General features: G+C 58.7%; 12 protein-coding genes and 1 pseudogene. 4 read left to right on the forward strand and 9 right to left on the reverse strand.

The window, feature by feature from the left end; translation table 11 throughout:
* Positions 1-71 precede the first annotated feature (71 nt).
* Positions 72-1,343: pseudogene (csiE, locus tag IAE48_RS13600) on the forward strand (stationary phase inducible protein CsiE); the annotation flags it as partial.
* Here the strand turns inward: csiE and IAE48_RS13605 are convergent.
* Together IAE48_RS13605 and glyA are read right to left on the reverse strand one after the other, a co-directional pair.
* The gene (locus tag IAE48_RS13605; protein ID WP_200134711.1) at positions 1,333-2,487 is read right to left on the reverse strand and encodes a 3-phenylpropionate MFS transporter; all 1,155 of its coding nucleotides are present in this window, start codon (positions 2,485-2,487) and stop codon (positions 1,333-1,335) included. The pseudogene csiE and the gene IAE48_RS13605 overlap by 11 nt on opposite strands.
* Before the next feature lie 186 nt (positions 2,488-2,673).
* Positions 2,674-3,927: a serine hydroxymethyltransferase gene (gene glyA, locus IAE48_RS13610; RefSeq protein ID WP_023481167.1), complete on the reverse strand. Its 1,254-nt coding sequence runs from the start codon at positions 3,925-3,927 to the stop codon at positions 2,674-2,676.
* A gap of 315 nt (positions 3,928-4,242) precedes the next feature.
* On the opposite strand from glyA, the gene hmpA reads away from it, so the two are divergent.
* The gene (gene hmpA, locus IAE48_RS13615; RefSeq protein ID WP_200134712.1) at positions 4,243-5,433 is read left to right on the forward strand and encodes an NO-inducible flavohemoprotein; all 1,191 of its coding nucleotides are present in this window, start codon (positions 4,243-4,245) and stop codon (positions 5,431-5,433) included.
* A gap of 37 nt (positions 5,434-5,470) precedes the next feature.
* On the opposite strand, the gene glnB is transcribed toward hmpA, so the two are convergent.
* The 5 genes from glnB to purL all read right to left on the reverse strand — a co-directional run bounded on the left by glnB (position 5,471) and on the right by purL (position 13,786).
* Positions 5,471-5,809 carry a nitrogen regulatory protein P-II gene (glnB, locus tag IAE48_RS13620; RefSeq protein WP_023481188.1) on the reverse strand — a complete coding sequence of 113 codons (339 nt, stop codon included), beginning with the start codon at positions 5,807-5,809 and terminating at the stop codon, positions 5,471-5,473.
* 74 nt (positions 5,810-5,883) lie between these two features.
* The gene (gene glrR, locus IAE48_RS13625; protein ID WP_023481176.1) at positions 5,884-7,221 is read right to left on the reverse strand and encodes a two-component system response regulator GlrR; all 1,338 of its coding nucleotides are present in this window, start codon (positions 7,219-7,221) and stop codon (positions 5,884-5,886) included.
* Positions 7,218-7,952 carry a two-component system QseEF-associated lipoprotein QseG gene (qseG, locus tag IAE48_RS13630; protein WP_200134713.1) on the reverse strand — a complete coding sequence of 245 codons (735 nt, stop codon included), beginning with the start codon at positions 7,950-7,952 and terminating at the stop codon, positions 7,218-7,220. The genes glrR and qseG overlap by 4 nt, the downstream gene beginning before the upstream one ends.
* Positions 7,949-9,385 (reverse strand): two component system sensor histidine kinase QseE/GlrK, encoded by a 1,437-nt coding sequence (qseE, locus tag IAE48_RS13635; RefSeq protein WP_034813851.1) that lies wholly within the window; start codon positions 9,383-9,385, stop codon positions 7,949-7,951. The genes qseG and qseE overlap by 4 nt, the downstream gene beginning before the upstream one ends.
* 543 nt (positions 9,386-9,928) lie before the next feature.
* On the reverse strand, positions 9,929-13,786 hold the full coding sequence (gene purL, locus IAE48_RS13640; protein ID WP_370569026.1) for a phosphoribosylformylglycinamidine synthase: 3,858 nt from the start codon (positions 13,784-13,786) through the stop codon (positions 9,929-9,931).
* A gap of 221 nt (positions 13,787-14,007) precedes the next feature.
* Between purL and mltF the strand changes: the two genes are divergently transcribed.
* The gene (gene mltF, locus IAE48_RS13645; RefSeq protein ID WP_192869593.1) at positions 14,008-15,639 is read left to right on the forward strand and encodes a membrane-bound lytic murein transglycosylase MltF; all 1,632 of its coding nucleotides are present in this window, start codon (positions 14,008-14,010) and stop codon (positions 15,637-15,639) included.
* 115 nt (positions 15,640-15,754) lie between these two features.
* On the opposite strand, the gene tadA is transcribed toward mltF, so the two are convergent.
* Both tadA and yfhb read right to left on the reverse strand, forming a co-directional pair.
* Positions 15,755-16,249 (reverse strand): tRNA adenosine(34) deaminase TadA, encoded by a 495-nt coding sequence (gene tadA, locus IAE48_RS13650; RefSeq protein ID WP_200134715.1) that lies wholly within the window; start codon positions 16,247-16,249, stop codon positions 15,755-15,757.
* A gap of 60 nt (positions 16,250-16,309) precedes the next feature.
* Positions 16,310-16,945 carry a phosphatidylglycerophosphatase C gene (gene yfhb / locus IAE48_RS13655; protein ID WP_034813854.1) on the reverse strand — a complete coding sequence of 212 codons (636 nt, stop codon included), beginning with the start codon at positions 16,943-16,945 and terminating at the stop codon, positions 16,310-16,312.
* A gap of 167 nt (positions 16,946-17,112) precedes the next feature.
* Here yfhb and IAE48_RS13660 point away from each other — a divergent pair, with 167 nt between their 5' ends.
* Entirely contained in the window at positions 17,113-18,369 is a 1,257-nt protein-coding gene (locus IAE48_RS13660; protein ID WP_200134716.1) for an MFS transporter, read from the forward strand.
* Positions 18,370-18,453 lie beyond the last annotated feature (84 nt).

An 18,453-nucleotide genomic window follows, 5' to 3' on the forward strand; every position in this document is an offset into this window, starting at 1 on the left:
TGTCGCTCAAGATACCTTTAACTACGCTTATCAAATAGCCCTTTTTCCCAACCCTAACTGGACCCTGACAGATGACCATGACGCTGACCCCACCATCTGTGCTCTCCAGCCCGCAGCGTCGCTGCCAGGTGCTACTGCTGCTTGCCCTGCCGGGACAAGGTATCACCATGAAAAACATCAGCGCCATTAATGGCGTGGATGATACCGTAGCCCTGCAGGATATCGCGGAGACGCAAAACGAGATCCAACTTTACCACCGGCTTTCCATCGTGCCCTACGGTGAAGGCGGTTACCGCATCGAAGGCACGCCGCTCGATCAGCGCCTGTGCCTGCTGCACTGGCTGCGTCGCGCCCTGCGCCTCTGCCCGGAATTTATTACTGAACACTTTACGCCCGCATTAAAAACGGCGCTTAAACAGCAGGGCATTGCGCGCACACTCTATGACGATATTAATCTGCATGCGTTGATCAACCTCTGCTCGCGCCGCCTGAAACGCTCGTTTGAGTGTCGCGATCGCCAGTTTTTGGGTCTCTATTTGCAGTACTGCCTGTTGCAGCATCATAGCGGCCACTCGCCGGAATTTAACCCCGTTCAGCAAGCATGGGCGCAGATGCGCGCCGAGTATCTGGTGGCGCAGGATATCGTTCGCCACTGGCATCGCCGCGTCGCCGCTACTGCCCATGAGAATGAGCACCTCTTTTTAACCCTGCTGTTTATGCTGGTACGTACGCCCGATCCGAGCCAGGACGATCATCAGCAGGATCACCGCCTGCGCCTGGCTATCAGCCAGATGATTGCTCACTTCCATCAGCTCTCCGGCATGCATTTCAGCGACGAGCAGGGTCTGACCAATCAGCTCTATATTCACCTCGCCCAGGCACTGGATCGCAGTTTGTTCGGTATCGGCATCGATAACACGTTGCCGGCAGAGATTAATCAGCTCTACCCGCGCCTGATGCGCACCACGCGCACGGTATTAGAGGGGCTGGAGACGGAGTATGGGCTGCGCTTTAGCGATGAGGAAGCGGGACTGGTGGCGGTGATTTTCGGTGCCTGGCTGATGCAGGAGAGCGATCTGCATGAGAAGCAACTAATGCTGATTACCGGCGACGACAGCGCCAGAGAGCAGGAGATTGAGCAGCAGCTGCGCGAGTTAACGCTGCTGCCGCTCACCATTCGTTACTTGCCGCTGGAGAGCTTCCGCGAAGAGGGCGCGCCGAAAGATGTGACGCTTATCATCACCCCTTACACCACGCCGCTGCCGCTCTTCTCTGCGCCGCTGATCCACACCGACGGGCTGCTGAGCGAGCAGCAGCAGGAGCATATTCGCATTATGCTTGAGGGCTCCCCTTCTGCGCGGCGACCGTTGGACGCAGGACCAGCGCTGGCAGTGCCAGCAACGCCATAATAAAGAACAGCCCCTGATGCAGGTGTTCGAAGAGGAAACCGGCGATCATCGTCATCAGGGCAATACTTCCGCCCATCGCCACGGCGGAGTAGACCGCCTGTAACCGGATCACCTCACTGCCCTGCCGGGCGGAGATGTAGCGCATGGCCGCCAGGTGGCAAACGGTGAAGGTGCCGCAGTGCAGGATCTGCGCGACAACCAGCCACGGCAGCGCAATGGTCCAGCCCATCAAACTCCAGCGAACCAGCCCGCATACCGCCGAGAGCAGCAGCAGATCGCGCGCGCTGAAGCGGCGGAACAGACGGTTGCTGAGGGTAAAAATCACCACTTCCGCCACCACGCCCAGTGACCACAAATAGCCCACCGTTGAGGCGGAGTAGCCCACCGACTGCCAGTAAATCGCGCTGAAGCCGTAATAGGCCGCGTGCGCACCCTGTAACAACGAAACGCAGGCGAGAAAGCGCCAGTTCTGCACAATCAACGTGCGCCAGGCGGGCCAGCCTGCGCCATCCTGCTGGCGGTTTTCACCCTGAGGCAGAATCGTCGGGCGCAGCAGCATACCAAGCAGCATTGAGGCCGTGCCCAGCGACAGCATCACCAGAATCGCCCGGTAGTCGTAGAGGCTGACCAGTTTGCCGGTCAGCGCCGAGCCAATCACGAAGGCGATCGATCCCCACACCCTGACGCGGCCATAATCCATCGGAAACTGTTTTTGCCACGTGCCCGCCAGCGCATCCGTCAGCGGCACCAGCGGCGAGAAGAAGAGGTTAAATCCGACAATCACCACCGCCAGCCAGGCGACATGGCTTCCGGCGTAAAAGGCCATCGCAAAGATAAGCGTAGCCAGCGCCAGCACGCGCAGGGCGGTGATTAATCGGGAAGGGTCGCTTACGCGCGGGGCAATCAACAGGCTACCGAGAAAACGGGCAACGAGACCGGCGCCAAGCAGCATACCGATGATCTCCGGGGTTAACCCGATGCCTTTGAGCCAGACGCCCCAGAAGGGTAAGAAGATGCCGTAACTGAAAAAGTAGGTGAAATAAGCGAGCGCCAGCCAGCGCGTTGACTGCAGAACCATGATTTCCTCCTGAATCGAAGCGTTAGTCTGGCGGCAAACGCCAGGCCTGGCAAGCAACAATCAGGTAACAAATTTGCCTAAGCGCAGGTTTTGCAACATTAAAACGCGCCGGGCGGAGTGCAGGACTGGCGAGCAGGCAAAAAAAAGCCCGCTTCACAGGAAGCGGGCTTGTTTGAGGTCGGAATCTTATGCGTAAACCGGGAAACGGGCGCAGATATCCAGCACTTTCTGTTTGGTGCGCTCGATTACCGCTTCGTCGTTGATGCTGTCCAGCACGTCACACATCCAGCCTGCCAGCTCTTTGACTTCCGCTTCTTTGAAGCCGCGACGGGTCACAGCCGGCGTACCGACGCGGATACCGGAGGTGACAAACGGGCTCTTCGGATCGTTCGGCACGCTGTTTTTGTTAACCGTGATGTTGGCACGGCCCAGCGCGGCGTCTGCTTCTTTACCGGTCAGGTTTTTATCAACCAGATCCAGCAGGAACAGGTGGTTATCGGTACCGCCGGAAACGACGTTGTAGCCACGTGCAAGGAACACTTCCACCATTGCTTTGGCGTTTTTCGCAACCTGCTGCTGGTAGGTTTTGAACTCTGGCTCCATCGCCTCTTTCAGCGCCACCGCTTTACCGGCGATAACGTGCATCAGCGGGCCGCCCTGGCCGCCAGGGAAGACGGCAGAGTTCAGTTTTTTGTACAGCTCTTCGCTGCCGCCCTTCGCCAGGATCAGGCCGCCGCGCGGACCCGCCAGGGTTTTGTGGGTAGTAGTGGTAACAACGTGAGCATGCGGAACCGGGTTCGGGTAGACGCCTGCGGCAATCAGACCGGCAACGTGCGCCATATCGACAAACAGGTACGCGCCGATGCTGTCAGCGATTTCGCGCATTTTGGCCCAGTCAACCACGCCGGAGTAAGCAGAGAAGCCGCCGATGATCATTTTCGGCTTATGTTTTTGCGCCTGCTCATTGAGTTCGTTGTAATCAATGTGGCCCGTTTCATCGATGCCGTAAGGGACGATGTTGTAGAGTTTGCCGGAGAAGTTAACCGGGGAGCCGTGAGTCAGATGGCCGCCGTGCGCCAGGTTCATACCGAGAACGGTATCGCCCGGCTCCAGCAGCGTGGTGTAGACGGCGAAGTTAGCCTGTGAGCCAGAGTGCGGCTGAACGTTGGCGTAATCCGCGCCAAACAGCTCTTTCGCGCGGTCAATCGCCAGCTGTTCAACGATATCGACATACTCACAGCCGCCGTAGTAACGCTTGCCCGGGTAGCCCTCGGCATATTTGTTCGTCAGCTGAGATCCCTGCGCCTGCATAACGCGCGGGCTGGTGTAGTTTTCGGAGGCGATCAGTTCAATGTGCTCTTCCTGACGTACTTTCTCCTGCTCCATAGCCTGCCACAATTCGGCATCATAATCGGCAATGTTCATTTCACGCTTTAACATCCGCATCTCCTGACTCAGCTAACAAAACAACTCTCAATGAGGGCCCGAATTCGGGAACGGCTGACAGTATAACTGATTAAAATTCTGAGAACAGGTCTTGACAAAGGTTTTTGCGCAAACGATTGGCTGCCCGTCACACAAGGCTTTGAGCAATAACGGGCTTCGGTCAGGAAAGGGATTTCTTTTCAGCTTTGTGATGCAACTTCCTCATGTCAGATAACCCCTCTTTCATTGCGCCCTTTACAATCTTGGGCTGGCGGTTATAAGATGCATATAAAATACAACTTTAAAAATGCACGTTAGAAGGAAGCCATCATGCTCGACGCTCAGACCATCGCCACCGTTAAATCTACCCTCCCGTTGCTCGCCGCTACCGGCCCGAAACTGACCGCTCACTTCTACGATCGGATGTTTCAGCACAACCCCGAGTTGAAAGAGATCTTCAACATGAGCAACCAGCGCAACGGCGATCAGCGTGAAGCGCTGTTCAATGCCATTGCCGCTTACGCCGCAAATATCGACAATCTCCCCGCCCTGCTCCCCGCCGTTGAAAAAATCGCCCAGAAGCACACCAGCTTCCAGATCCAGCCGCAGCAATATGACATCGTCGGTGAACATCTGCTGGCGACCATTGATGAGATGTTCCAGCCGGGGCAAGAGGTGCTGGACGCGTGGGGCAAAGCTTACGGCGTGCTGGCGGGTGTATTTATCAATCGTGAAGCGGAGATTTACCGCGAGCACGCCGATAAAAAAGGCGGCTGGGAGGGGACGCGCGCGTTCCGCCTGGTGGAGCGGGTGCAGCGCAGCACGCTAATCACCAGTTTTGAGTTTGAACCGGTCGACGGCCAGCCGATCGCCGATTACCGGCCGGGTCAGTACCTTGCCGTATGGCTGAAGCCGGAAGGATTTCCCCATCAGGAGATCCGCCAGTACTCTCTCACCCGCGAGCCAAACGGCAAAAGCTACCGAATTGCGGTGAAGCGTGAAGCGGGCGGTCAGGTCTCAAACTGGCTGCACGATAAAGCGAAGCCTGGCGATGTTGTCTATCTTGCTGCGCCGGCCGGTGATTTCTTCCTCGATGTTAGCCCGCAAACGCCGGTATCGCTCATCTCCGCCGGCGTGGGTCAGACGCCGATGCTGGCGATGCTGCACCATCTGACGTACAGACATCACCGCGCGCAGGTTAACTGGTTCCATGCGGCGGAAAACGGCGAGGTGCATGCCTTTACCGATGAGGTAAGCGAGCTGGGCGCCAACCTGCCGCACTTTTATCAACATGTCTGGTATCGCCAGCCAAACGCAGCGGATGAGCAGGCCGAGCTGTTCAACAGCACCGGGCTGATGACGCTTACGGAGATGAAAGATCGCGTGAGTGACGGGGAGATGCAGTTTTATCTCTGCGGGCCGGTGGCGTTTATGCAGTTTGCGGCTGAGCAGTTGGTGACGCTGGGCGTTGAGCGCGATCGCATTCACTATGAGTGCTTCGGCCCGCACAAGGTGCTGTAAGCAGGATGCCCTCACCGTGCGCGGTGAGGGCGAAAGATCAGATGGCGGCGTCGTCTTCTTCGCCGGTACGAATACGCACTACACGCGCAACGTCAAAGACGAAGATTTTGCCGTCGCCGATTTTACCGGTCTGCGCGGTACGGATAATGGTATCGACGCAGGTATCGACAATGTCGTCGCCCACCACGATCTCAATCTTCACCTTCGGCAGAAAATCCACCATATACTCTGCGCCACGGTAGAGTTCGGTGTGGCCTTTCTGGCGACCAAAACCCTTCACTTCCGTTACCGTCATCCCGGTGATGCCGACTTCAGCCAGCGCTTCACGCACATCATCCAGTTTGAAAGGTTTAATAATCGCATCAATCTTTTTCATGGTCGTTCCTTACACGCTGTTGCCAGTCTGCTGCATCGTAATCGGTTGCTCACAGTACCATAATCATTTCGCCTTTACTCTTTAAAGTCATTGGCATCCAGTTCATGGCGGGAGAGGAGTTTGTAAAACTCGGTGCGGTTGCGCCCCGCCATTCGCGCGGCGTGCGTCACGTTGCCTTTAGTGATTTGCAGCAGCTTGCGCAGGTAGTTGAGTTCAAACTGGTTACGCGCTTCGACAAAGGTCGGCAGCGCGGTGTTCTCCCCTTCCAGCGCCTGCTCGACCAGCGCATCGCTGATCACCGGCGACGAGGTGAGCGCCACGCACTGCTCAATCACGTTCACCAGCTGACGCACGTTACCGGGCCAGCTGGCGGTCATTAACCGCTTCATAGCATCGGTGGAGAAGGCGCGCACAAACGGCTTATGGCGGTCCGCAGACTGGCGCAGCAGGTGGTTGGCAAGCAGCGGAATATCCTCCGCGCGCTCCGCCAGCGCCGGGATCTTCAGGCTGACTACGTTCAGACGATAGTAGAGATCTTCACGAAACTCGCCGCGCGCCATCGCTTTTGGCAGATCGCGGTGCGTCGCCGAAATAATGCGCACATTGATATCGATATCACGGTTGCTGCCGAGCGGGCGCACCTTGCGCTCCTGTAATACGCGCAGCAATTTAACCTGTAGCGGGATCGGCATATCGCCAATCTCATCAAGAAACAGTGTCCCGCCCTCTGCCGCCTGGAACAGCCCTTCCCGGCTGCTTACCGCGCCGGTAAAAGCCCCGCGCGCGTGACCGAAGAGTTCCGATTCCAGCAGTTGCTCCGGCAGCGCGCCGCAGTTGATGGCGATAAAGGCGTTTTTACTGCGCGGGCTGGCGTTGTGGATCGCCTGTGCCAGCACCTCTTTACCGGTGCCGCTCTGGCCGTTAATCAGCACGCTGACGTCGGACTGCGCCACCATCCGCGCCTGTTCAAGCAGGCGCAACATCAATGGGCTGCGGGTAACAATGGTTTCGCGCCACTGATCGTCGCTGGCGGAGCCGCTGTGCTCCAGCGCATCATCGATGGCCTTATAGAGCGCGTCTTTATCCACCGGCTTGGTAAGAAAGCTGAAGACGCCCTGCTGCGTGGCGGCAACGGCATCGGGGATCGAGCCGTGCGCGGTGAGAATAATCACCGGCATGCCCGGCTGCAGGCGCTGGATCTCGGCAAAAAGCTGCATGCCATCCATCTCATCCATGCGCAGGTCGCTTATCACCAGATCGACCTTCTCACGCGCGAGTATGCGTAACCCCTCCTGCCCGCTTTCGGCGGTGACAATGCTGTAGCCTTCGCTGGTCAGGCGCAGCCCGAGCAGCTTCAGCAGGCCGGGATCGTCATCTACCAGCAGCAGATGCGCCGGTTTGCGATTGGTCATGGTTTCGCCTCCTGCTGATCGCTATCGCTTTTCGCCGGATGTGCGCTGTCCGGCATATCGGCAGGCGCCGGTTTGCGAATGGAGAGACGCCGTTCAATGTCGGTGAGGTTTTCCAGCTTGCGGGTGGTGGTATCAAGCTGCTCATGCAGGAATTGCTGCTGGGCACGCAGTTTGTCGAGTTCGCTGTCGGCGGACTGCTGCAATTTCGCGTAGCGGCTGCGCTCTTCGGCTAACTGCAACTGTGCTTTTTCGCCATCGCGCCAGAGCTCAAATAGCGGGCGCACCTGCGCCGGGATCGACGGGCTTAAGGCATCGAGACGATCGGTATAGTCACGGCGTTCAAGGGGCGAGATTTTGGCATTCGAGAGCAAAATACCGCGGCGGAATGTCGCCTGCCAGGTGTTATCCGACCATGCACGCGCTTCCGCGCGCGCCGCTGCGGGCGACAAGCGCTGGGCGCAATCCATGCCGCGCAGCCAGAACAGCGGGTTGCTGTCGACACTCTGCCCCGACAGGGTCCAGATATCATTGCATTCCGTTAATAAAAAGTCGGCCAGTTGGCGGTCGGGAAGCTGCGGTTTTTTATTGTCATGAATGGCGCTTGGCGGCGTTTGCGTCACGCAGCCTGCCAGCAGCAGGCAAGGTAGCGCGCGCAGCCAGCCCGATTGCTGTGTCATCGCGTTGACCACGCGGGAAAAGAGATGCGACATACTCACCAGATTTATATTCATTGCGTTGATTTTTCCGGCGCGACAAGCGGTAGCTCAATACGGAAACAGACATCGTCCTTGCTGTCCGTTACCAGATGCAGTTCACCCTGCATTCTGCGGATACAGTCTCTGGCGATGCTCAACCCCAGCCCGCTGCCTTTCACCGCGCCTTTGCGTTGGTGGCTTCCCTGAAAGAAGGGCTCAAAAATCATCTCGCGCTCCGCCTCGGGGATTGGGGTGCCGGTATTCGCTACGTCAATGCGCAACCGTGCGCCGGTACTATAACTGTGGAGACGAATGGTACCGGATTCAGCCCCATAGTGCACCGCGTTGGAGTAAAGATTATCCAGCACGCTCATCAGCAGCATCGGCTCTGCCTGGCAGGTCGTCGCATCGAGCGCGATTTCGGTATGCATCATTTTAGCTCGCGCTGGCAGGCTGTGCGCGGAGAGCACCATCTCCACCAGCGGTGCCAGCTCTACCGCTTCCAGCTCGACCGAACCGCCGGCCAGCTTGCGGTTGTAATCAAGCAGCTGCTCAATCAATTTTTGCAGGTTGCGGCTGCTGGCATCGAGGATCTCAACCACCTCTTTCTGCTCCGGCGAAAGCGGCCCGACCACCTGGTCGGCAAGCAGTTCGGTGCCTTCGCGCATGCTGGCGAGTGGCGTTTTCAGCTCATGGGAGATATGGCGTAAAAACTGGTGGCGCTGCGACTCAAGCCACGCCAGCCGTTCGCTCAGCCAGATAATACGTTCGCCGACGTAGCGCAGCTCGCGCGGGCCGCTAAACACCACGCTTTGCGCCAGTGGACGCCCCTCCCCCAGACGGTTAATCATCCGCTCGATACCCTTCACCGGGCCGATAATCATGCGGGTAAAGAGCAGCATCAGTGCCAGGCTGACTAAAAAGAGCACCAGCGCCTGCCAGCCGAAGAACTGACCGCGCTCGGCGATCTCAAGCTGGAGCTGCTGCCCGCGCGAGAAGACCACGGCGCGGGTCGACTGCACCATCTCGGTATTCGCCGCCGCAAACGCCTCCAGTTGCGCAGAGGCGGCAGGTGACGGGCCGCTGTTGGCACACTGCAACTGGGCGAGATCGTTCAGATCCTGGCGCAGCGCCTGGTAGAGTCTGTCATCGGGTAAAACACCGGCATGGGCCTCCAGCATCTCGCTGTAGCGCTTGCGCTGATTCTGGTAGACCCGCTCAAGGGTAGCGTCATCCAGCACGCAGTACTGGCGGTAGCTGCGCTCCATCTCCAGCGCGGCGTTGGTCATCGCTTCACTGCGGCGGGCGTCAATCAGCGTCGTGCGGTTGGTCAGCAGGGCCTGGGCACTGAGCGCATTGAGGCTCTGCCAGGCTTGCCAGGCTAACACCAGCAGCGGCAGTAAAATAAGCAGGAACGCCATCATAACCAGTTGGCGTAAGGAGCGGGGAAAAGCGGGCCAGCGTTTCAAGGCGGTACTCTCGCAGGATAAGGTACAGAGATGCTAGCTGAGTGACGGGGTAAAGAACAACAAAGCCGGGCAAAAGCCCGGCTTTGTTATGTAATTAGGCGGTGCCTAACTCGACGTTTCGCCCGAGGTCTGATAAAGCTACGCAATTATCAGCAGGTGGACGGCAGGCACCTTTAAGTGCGTCATTCGAAGGTTTATGTAGCGCGTCCCGAAGGGGCTGACATAAGAGGGTGAATGAGCCACTGGCTATAATTATGCACGTATTATGCCAGGTTGCCACACAATATTTTAATGTCTTGATTATCATAGTGTTTATCAATATTTATCGATTGTGTGAAGTGCGCAACATTTCATCGCTCTGTCGCTATTTAGCAACACTCCATCAGCCCATAAATTATCACCATTAAAATCAAACAGATAAATGTCTCCTTTTAGAGACAGTGATAATCCTCTGATGTCGGGAAAAGCCGACACTTTTAGCACCCGATCAAAAAAGCCCCCTTCCCGGTTAAGGAAGAGGGCCTGTTTTACTGCCGCGTCGGTTTAGCCGAGCTGCTTACGGGCATTGCGGAAGATACGCATCCACGGGCTGTCTTCGCCCCAGTTTTCCGGGTGCCAGGAGTTGGCAACGGTGCGGAAAACACGCTCCGGGTGCGGCATCATGATGGTGACGCGCCCGCTTTCGCTGGTCACGGCGGTAATACCGTTCGGCGAGCCGTTCGGGTTTGCCGGGTAGCACTCAGTCACGCTGCCGTTGTTATCGACATAGCGCAGCGCCACCAGCCCTTTGCTTTCGAGCTGTGCCAGATGGGCGGCGTCACGCACTTCGACACGCCCTTCACCGTGCGAGACGGCGATTGGCATATGCGACCCGACCATGCCATTGAGCAGCAGTGACGGGCTCTGCGTCACTTCCACCAGGCTGAAACGCGCCTCGAAGCGATCGGAGTGGTTACGCACAAAGCGTGGCCACAGTTCGCTGCCCGGAATCAGCTCACGTAGGTTCGACATCATCTGGCAGCCGTTACAGACACCCAGCGCCAGGGTTTGCGGACGGTGGAAGAAGGTTTCGAACTCGTCGCGTACGCGCTCATTAAAGAGGATCGATTTCGCCCAGCCTTCGCCCGCGCCCAGCACGTCGCCATAAGAGAAGCCGCCGCAGGCGACCAGCGCGTGGACGTTCTCCAGCCCGCTGCGCCCGGCCAGCAGATCGCTCATGTGGACATCAACCGCGTCAAACCCGGCGCGGTGGAACGCCGCCGCCATCTCCACGTGGGAGTTGACGCCCTGCTCACGCAGCACGGCGACTTTCGGTCGCGCGCCGGTGGCAATAAACGGTGCCGCGATATCGTCGTTGATATCAAACGTCAGTTTGACGTTGAGGCCCGGATCGTTGTCGTTGGCTTTCGCCTCGTGCTCCTGATCCGCGCACTCCGGGTTATCGCGCAGGCGCTGCATCTGCCAGGTGGTTTCCGCCCACCACATACGCAGCGTGGTGCGGCTTTCGCTGAACACCGGCTGACCGTCCGCTTCAATCACAAAGCGATCGCCTTCGACCGCGCGACCAAGATAGTGCACAACGTCGCTTAAACCGTAGGCCGCCAGCACGCTCTCAACCGCCTCGCGGTCGGCTGCGCGCACCTGAATCACCGCGCCCAGCTCTTCATTAAACAGTGCCGCCAGACGATCGTTGCCCAGCGCGGCGATATCGACATTCACGCCGCAGTGGCCGGTAAAGGCCATCTCTGCCAGCGTCACCAGCAGGCCGCCGTCGGAGCGGTCGTGGTAGGCCAGCAGTTTTCTCTCTGCCACCAGCGCCTGAATCGCGTCATAGAAGCCTTTCAGCTGCTCGACGTTACGCACATCCGCCGGTTTGTCGCCCAGCTGGCGGTAAACCTGCGCCAGTGCCGTTGCGCCAAGCGCGTTGCTGCCCTTGCCGAGATCGATTAACAGCAGGGCGTTGTCGTCGGTTGAAAGCTGCGGCGTCACGGTGTGGCGCACATCTTCAACGCGGGCAAAGGCGGTGATCACCAGCGACAGCGGCGACGTCATTTCGCGCTGCTCGCTCCCCTCCTGCCAGCGGGTCTTCATCGACATCGAGTCTTTACCCACCGGAATAGTCAGACCGAGCGCCGGACACAGCTCTTCGCCCACCGCTTTCACCGCCGCATAGAGACCGGCGTCTTCACCCGGGTGACCAGCTGCGGCCATCCAGTTAGCGGAGAGTTTGATGCGTTTGATATCGCCGATATGCGTTGCCGCGATGTTGGTCAGCGCTTCGCCGACCGCCAGCCGCGCCGAGGCGGCAAAGTCCAGCAGCGCGACCGGAGCGCGTTCGCCGAGCGCCATCGCTTCGCCGTAGTAGCTGTCCAGGCTGGCGGTAGTCACCGCGCAGTTGGCAACCGGGATCTGCCACGGGCCGACCATCTGGTCACGCGCCACCATGCCGGTAACCGTACGGTCGCCAATGGTGACAAGGAAGGTTTTCTCCGCCACGGTCGGCAGGTGCAGCACGCGGTTTACCGCGTCAGCCACGGTAATACCGTGAGTGTTGAAGCTGTCGCCGGTCGCCTGGCGCGTCGCGACATCGCGCGTCATCTTCGGCGTCTTGCCAAGCAGCACATCCAGCGGCATATCGATTGGCTGGTTGTCGAAGTGGCTGTCGTTCAGCGTTAAGTGCTGCTCTTCGGTCGCGTCGCCAATCACCGCGTAGGGTGCGCGCTCGCGGCGGCAAAGTTCGTCAAACAGCGGCAGTTGATCCGCCGCCACCGCCAGCACATAACGCTCCTGGGATTCGTTACACCAGATCTCCAGCGGGCTCATGCCTGGTTCGTCGCTCAGAATATCGCGCAGCTCAAAGCGGCCGCCGCGACCGCCATCGCTCACCAGCTCTGGCATGGCGTTAGAGAGACCGCCCGCGCCGACATCGTGAATAAAGAGGATCGGGTTGGCTTCGCCCAGCTGCCAGCAGCGGTCAATCACCTCCTGGCAACGACGCTCCATCTCCGGGTTATCGCGCTGCACCGAGGCGAAGTCGAGATCGGCATCGGACTGACCGGATGCCATTGACGAGGCCGCGCCGCCGCCCAGGCCGATATTCATCGCCGGGCCGCCGAGCACGATCAGCTTGGCGCCAACCACGATCTCGCCCTTCTGCACATGATCTTCACGAATGTTGCCGATCCCGCCTGCCAGCATGATCGGCTTGTGGTAGCCGCGCAGCTCTTCACCGTTGTGGCTGTTGACCTTCTCTTCATAAGTACGGAAGTAACCGTTCAGCGCCGGACGACCAAATTCGTTGTTGAATGCCGCGCCGCCCAGCGGGCCGTCGGTCATAATATCGAGCGCGGTAACGATGCGCTCCGGCTTGCCAAAATCCTCTTCCCACGGCTGCTCGAAGCCTGGAATACGCAGGTTGGAGACGGAGAAACCGACCAGACCCGCTTTCGGCTTCGCGCCGCGCCCGGTTGCGCCCTCATCGCGGATCTCGCCGCCGGAGCCGGTTGCTGCGCCCGGCCACGGTGAAATGGCGGTCGGGTGGTTGTGCGTCTCCACCTTCATCAAAATATGGGTCGGCTCCTGGTGGAAATCGTAGCGACCTTCAGCGCGATCGGCATAGAAACGACCAACCGCGGAACCTTCCATCACCGCCGCGTTATCTTTGTAGGCAGAGAGCACAAAGTCCGGCGTCTTCTCGAAGGTGTTTTTAATCATTTTGAACAGCGACTTCGGCTGCGGCTGCCCGTCAATCACCCAGTCGGCGTTGAAGATTTTGTGACGGCAGTGCTCCGAGTTCGCCTGGGCGAACATATAGAGTTCGATATCGTTCGGGTTGCGCCCCAGGCGCGTAAAGGCGTCGTGCAGGTAATCGATCTCATCTTCCGCCAGCGCGAGGCCGAGACGCAGGTTGGCGTCAATCAGCGCCTGGCGGCCTTCGCCCAGCAGATCCACGCTCTGTACCGGCGCGGGCTGGTGGTGCTCAAACAGACGCGCGGCGTCCGCTTCAGCGTTAAATACGCTCTCCATCATGCGGTCATGCAGCTGCGCCGCCACCTCTTGCCACTGGGCGTCGGTCAGGCTGGCGGCTTCAACGTAGTACGCCACGCCGCGCTCAAGGCGGTTGATCTTTTCCAGACCGCAGTTGTGGGCGATGTCGGTAGCTTTCGATGACCAGGGAGAGATGGTGCCGGGACGAGGAGTGACGAGCAGTAATTTTCCGGTTGGGGTGTGGCTGCTAAGGCTTGGACCATATTTCAGCAGGCGCTGGAGCCGGGCGTACTCTTCTTCGGTGAGCGCCGCGTTAAGGTCGGCAAAGTGAGTATATTCGGCATAAATATTGCTCACCGGCAGGTTGGTGGCCTGAAACCGCGCCAGCAGTTTGTTAATACGGAATGCGGACAGGGCAGGCGAACCACGCAGAATTTCCATCATAAGTCTCTCGTCTTCGATTACGAAGCGTCGGGGACGCTTAAAGTGTGCACCAGGGGAAAACGGGCGTCATTATAGAGAATCCTGAGGCGCGACGAAACCGTTTGCGTGGAAATAAAAAGCGCTGGCGATTTTTAGCAATAGCTGTGGCCGAATGCTGTAATTTGTTGCCAACTGCCGTTTTGTTACGCAGAATGCCGCTAAATCAGCAGCAACCCCCTTGCTGTGATTGCGAAAACCTTTTGAGGCAAAGTACGGCGCAGAGAATTAACTCCTTGAAAAGATTTCAGATTAATTATCTGCTCATCGGCATTGTCACCCTGCTGCTGGCAGCGGCGCTGTGGCCATCAGTCCCCTGGTTTGGCAAAGCCGATAACCGCATCGCGGCTATCCAGGCACGCGGGGAGCTGCGCGTCAGTACCATTTCGACGCCGCTTACTTACACCTCTATCAACGGCAAAAATTACGGCCTCGATTACGAGCTGGCGCAGCAGTTTGCCGACTACCTCGGCGTGAAACTCAAAATCACCGTGCGCCAGAACATCAGCCAGCTGTTTGACGACCTCGATCACGACAACGCCGATATGCTCGCCGCCGGGCTGGTCTATAACAATGAGCGTGTCAAAAGCTACCAGACCGGGCCGGTCTACTACTCCGTTTCTCAACAACTTGTCTATCGCGTCGGCAGCTATCGCCCGCGTACGCTGGCGGAAGTGAATGAGAGCCAGTTGACCATTGCCCCCGGGCATGTCGCGCTGGACGATCTGCGCGAGATAAAAGAGAAGAAGTACCCCAATCTCAGCTGGAAAGTGGATGAAAAACTCGGCACGACCTCCCTGCTTCAGCAAGTGGTCGACGGCAAACTGAGTTATACCGTCGCCGATTCGGTGGCGATCAGCCTCTTCCAGCGCGTTCACCCGGAGCTGGCGGTGGCGCTCGATATCTCTGATGAACAGCCCGTCACCTGGTTTAGCAAGCGCGACGACGACAACACACTTTCGGCGGCGATGCTCGATTTTTTCAACACCATTAATGGCGAGGGGATCCTCGCGAGGCTCGAAGAGAAGTATCTCGGGCATGGCGATGGCTTTGATTATGTTGATACACGCGCCTTTTTACGCGCCGTTGATAGCGTGCTGCCAGAGCTGCAGCCGCTGTTTGAGAAGTATGCGCAGCAGATCGACTGGAAGCTGTTAGCGGCAATTTCCTATCAGGAGTCTCACTGGGACACGCAGGCCACCTCGCCGACGGGCGTGCGCGGGCTGATGATGTTGACCCGCAATACGGCGCAGAGCCTGGGGCTCAGCGACAGAACCGATGCCGAGCAGAGCATCAGCGGCGGCGCGCGCTACTTGCAGGATATGATGAGCAAAGTGCCGGACAGCGTGCCGCAGGATGAGAAGATCTGGTATGCGCTGGCGGCCTACAACATGGGTTATGCGCACATGCTTGATGCCCGCGCGCTGACGGTGAAGACCAAAGGCAATCCGGATAGCTGGGCCGATGTGAAACAGCGCCTGCCGCTGTTAAGCCAGAAGGCCTACTACAGCAAATTACGCTACGGCTATGCCCGCGGGTATCAGGCGTATGCCTACGTGGAGAATATCCGCAAATATGAGATTAGCCTGGTGGGTTATCTGCTGGAGAAAGAGAAGGCGCTCGCCGCAACGCTCAAGCTAGCGCAGAGCTACCCGGCGGTGTCGAGCGCCGAGCTTGATCAGCCGACCTATGGCGTGTTGCCCTTCAGCGCGTTGACCGTCGACGAGGCGTTTGGTCACCATTCGGTTTTACCGCAGGATACGCTGCAACTGAAGGTTAACCGCTGATTAAGTTGCCGGATGGCGCTACGCTTATCCGGCCTACAAAACCCCGACCCACTGTAACCGCTGCCGTAGGCCTGATAAGGCGGAGCCGCCATCAGGCATTGCCCGCAAGGGCTGATCAGGCGTTGCCGCTTTTCAGGGCTTTCTTCTCCAGCCGACGCTGGCGGAAGAAATCGCTTAACATCGCGGCGCACTCATCGCGCAGCACGCCTTCGGTAAACTCGATCCGGTGATTCATCCCCGGGTGATGAAGCACATCCATCAACGATCCTGCCGCGCCGGTTTTCGCATCACGCGCGCCAAACACCAGTTGCCCGATGCGGCTATGTACCATGGCGCCCGCGCACATCACGCAGGGCTCCAGCGTCACGTAAAGCGTGGTGTCGATCAGCCGGTAGTTTTGCAGCACCAGACCGCCCTGGCGCAGCGCCATAATCTCCGCGTGCGCGGTGGGATCGTGACGGCCAATCGGGCGGTTCCACCCTTCGCCAATCACCTGGTTGTTATGCACCAGCACCGCGCCCACGGGCACTTCGCCCTCGTCCCAGGCGCGCTTCGCCAGCGTCAGCGCATAACGCATCCAGTGTTCGTGAGTCAGTTCGGGATTGGACAAAGGTATAAACTCCAGTAATTCAGGCGGGGCGCATTATACACACCCCTAATACGTTCGACACTACTCAAGCTGTTGCAGTTCGCCACGGCGCGTAACGCGCCAGCGGTGCTGGCAGAAGTAGAGCAACGGGTTGTCCTGTTTACTGTCGCTGTAGCCGCTGTAAAGACGCAGCGGCGTACCGATTTTGCGCTCTAATTGCGCGACTTTCTCATGCCCGAGGCAGCGCAGAGTCAGCACCCAACCGCCGTAGCCGCGGGTCATCTGGCTGGCGATGACATTAACGCGCGGCAGCCAGGGCGTGTCGAAATAGACCTGCTCAACCAGCGACTGCGGCGAGCCGGTGATGAGCCAGATATCCGCATCCGAGGCGGCCAGATAGTTGGTTAAGCGCGTCTGCACCACCGGAAAGGCGGTGACGTGCCCGCGGAACCAGTCGGCAAATTTCTGCTGCAGGGCGTTGAGATGACGCTCGCTGTGACCAAAGGTGCAGCCCCATAACAGCAGGCTCATCGGCCAGCGCGCGGCGCGGCCCTTTATTAAAAGCCCGGCACCAATCACCGGTAACAGCGGCAGCACAAGCAGCGCATTGAGCGGATGATGTCGCAGCAGATAACGCAAAAAGGTGCCGAACATATCCTGCTGATGTAATGTTCCATCAAGGTCAAAAAATACAACGCGGCGTTCACTGGTAGCCAAAAGATATTCCTCTGTGGGTTAACGCTCCATCGCCGGGACGCTCCGTTTGGCGATTACACTACAACTAGCCTAACAGATAGATCCTCACTTTTCCGGTAACAGCCTGTTATCAATACCTGCAATAATACGCGACACGCCTTTTCTCCCCCTACTTAATACAGGTGACAATGACTCCAGCCCCCCGCACAACGCCGCGCCGCGCCTTGCAGATCGCTGCCTTTCGCTACCTCTTTTCTGCCCGCCTGCTTACCGTGCTGGGCAACGGCATCGCGCCGATCGCGCTGGCTTTCGCGGTGCTCGATATTGGCGGCTCGGCGGCCGATCTTGGCCTTGTGGTGGCGGCACGCTCGCTGTTTAACGTCGCGTTTTTATTGATTGGCGGCGTGCTGGCGGATCGCTACTCCCGCAGCCGCGTGATGGTGCTCTCTTCTCTTGTCGCCGCTCTTTCGCAGGGTGCGGTCGCCTGGCTGGTGCTTGATGGCTCAGCCAGCGTCATGTTGCTCGCCCTGCTTGGCACGCTGAATGGCGCGGCGGCGGGTATTGCCCTTCCCGCCTCCTCGGCGCTGGTACCGCAAACCGTGCCCGTTCACCTGCGGCGTGAAGCGAACGCACTGCTGCAGCTTGGGATTTACAGCGGGACGGTCATCGGCGCCTCGCTCGGCGGGATCCTGACCAGCGCAGTCGGCCCCGGCTGGGGGCTGGCCATTGATGCGCTCGGCTTTGCCGCCTCGGCACCGCTCTATTACGCGATTCGCGTCGGTACTATCAAAGCCGCAGAGGCGACCAGCAATATCCTGCAGGATCTGCGCGACGGCTGGAAAGAGTTCGCCAGCCGTCCCTGGGTCTGGTCGGTGGTGGTGCAGTTCACCCTGATTAACGCCGCTTTCAGCGGAATTGTAATGGTGCTCGGCCCGGTGATTGCCGACAGCGCTTTTGGGCGAACCCAGTGGGGGCTGATTATCGCCGCGCAGAGCATAGGCCTGATTGTCGGCTCGTTCCTGGCGCTGCGCTGGCGGCCTAAACGCGATCTTTTTATTGGCGTGGTGCTGATGGCGTTCTGCGCCGTGCCTACCTGGCTGCTCGGCCAGGCGGCACCGGCGCACTGGCTGATGGCGGCCTTCTTTTGCGCCGGGATCGTCTTCGGCCTTTTCGGCGTGGCGTGGGCGCAGTCGCTGCAAACGCACATTCCGGCGGAGAAGCTGGCGCGGGTCTACGCCTGGGATGCGATGGGATCGTTTATTGCCATTCCGGTAGGTGAACTGGCAGCCGGGCCGCTGGCGATGCATTTTGGCAGCGAAACGGTGTTAACCACCTCGGCGCTGGTGGTGATTTTGGCCTGTATCGGTGCGGGTCTGGTACCGGCGATCCGCCGTCTTGAGAGCGCGCCACAGGTGAAAGCGAGCGGGTCTGGCCTTCCCAGTTGATCGCTATCAAACGCCACGCGGAGAAACTTTGTGCTGCCAGAATTTTTAATTCATAATCACCGCCCATGGATGGAATAGTTAATT

The organism is Kosakonia sp. S57, from assembly GCF_016516575.1.
Classification (GTDB): domain Bacteria; phylum Pseudomonadota; class Gammaproteobacteria; order Enterobacterales; family Enterobacteriaceae; genus Kosakonia; species Kosakonia cowanii.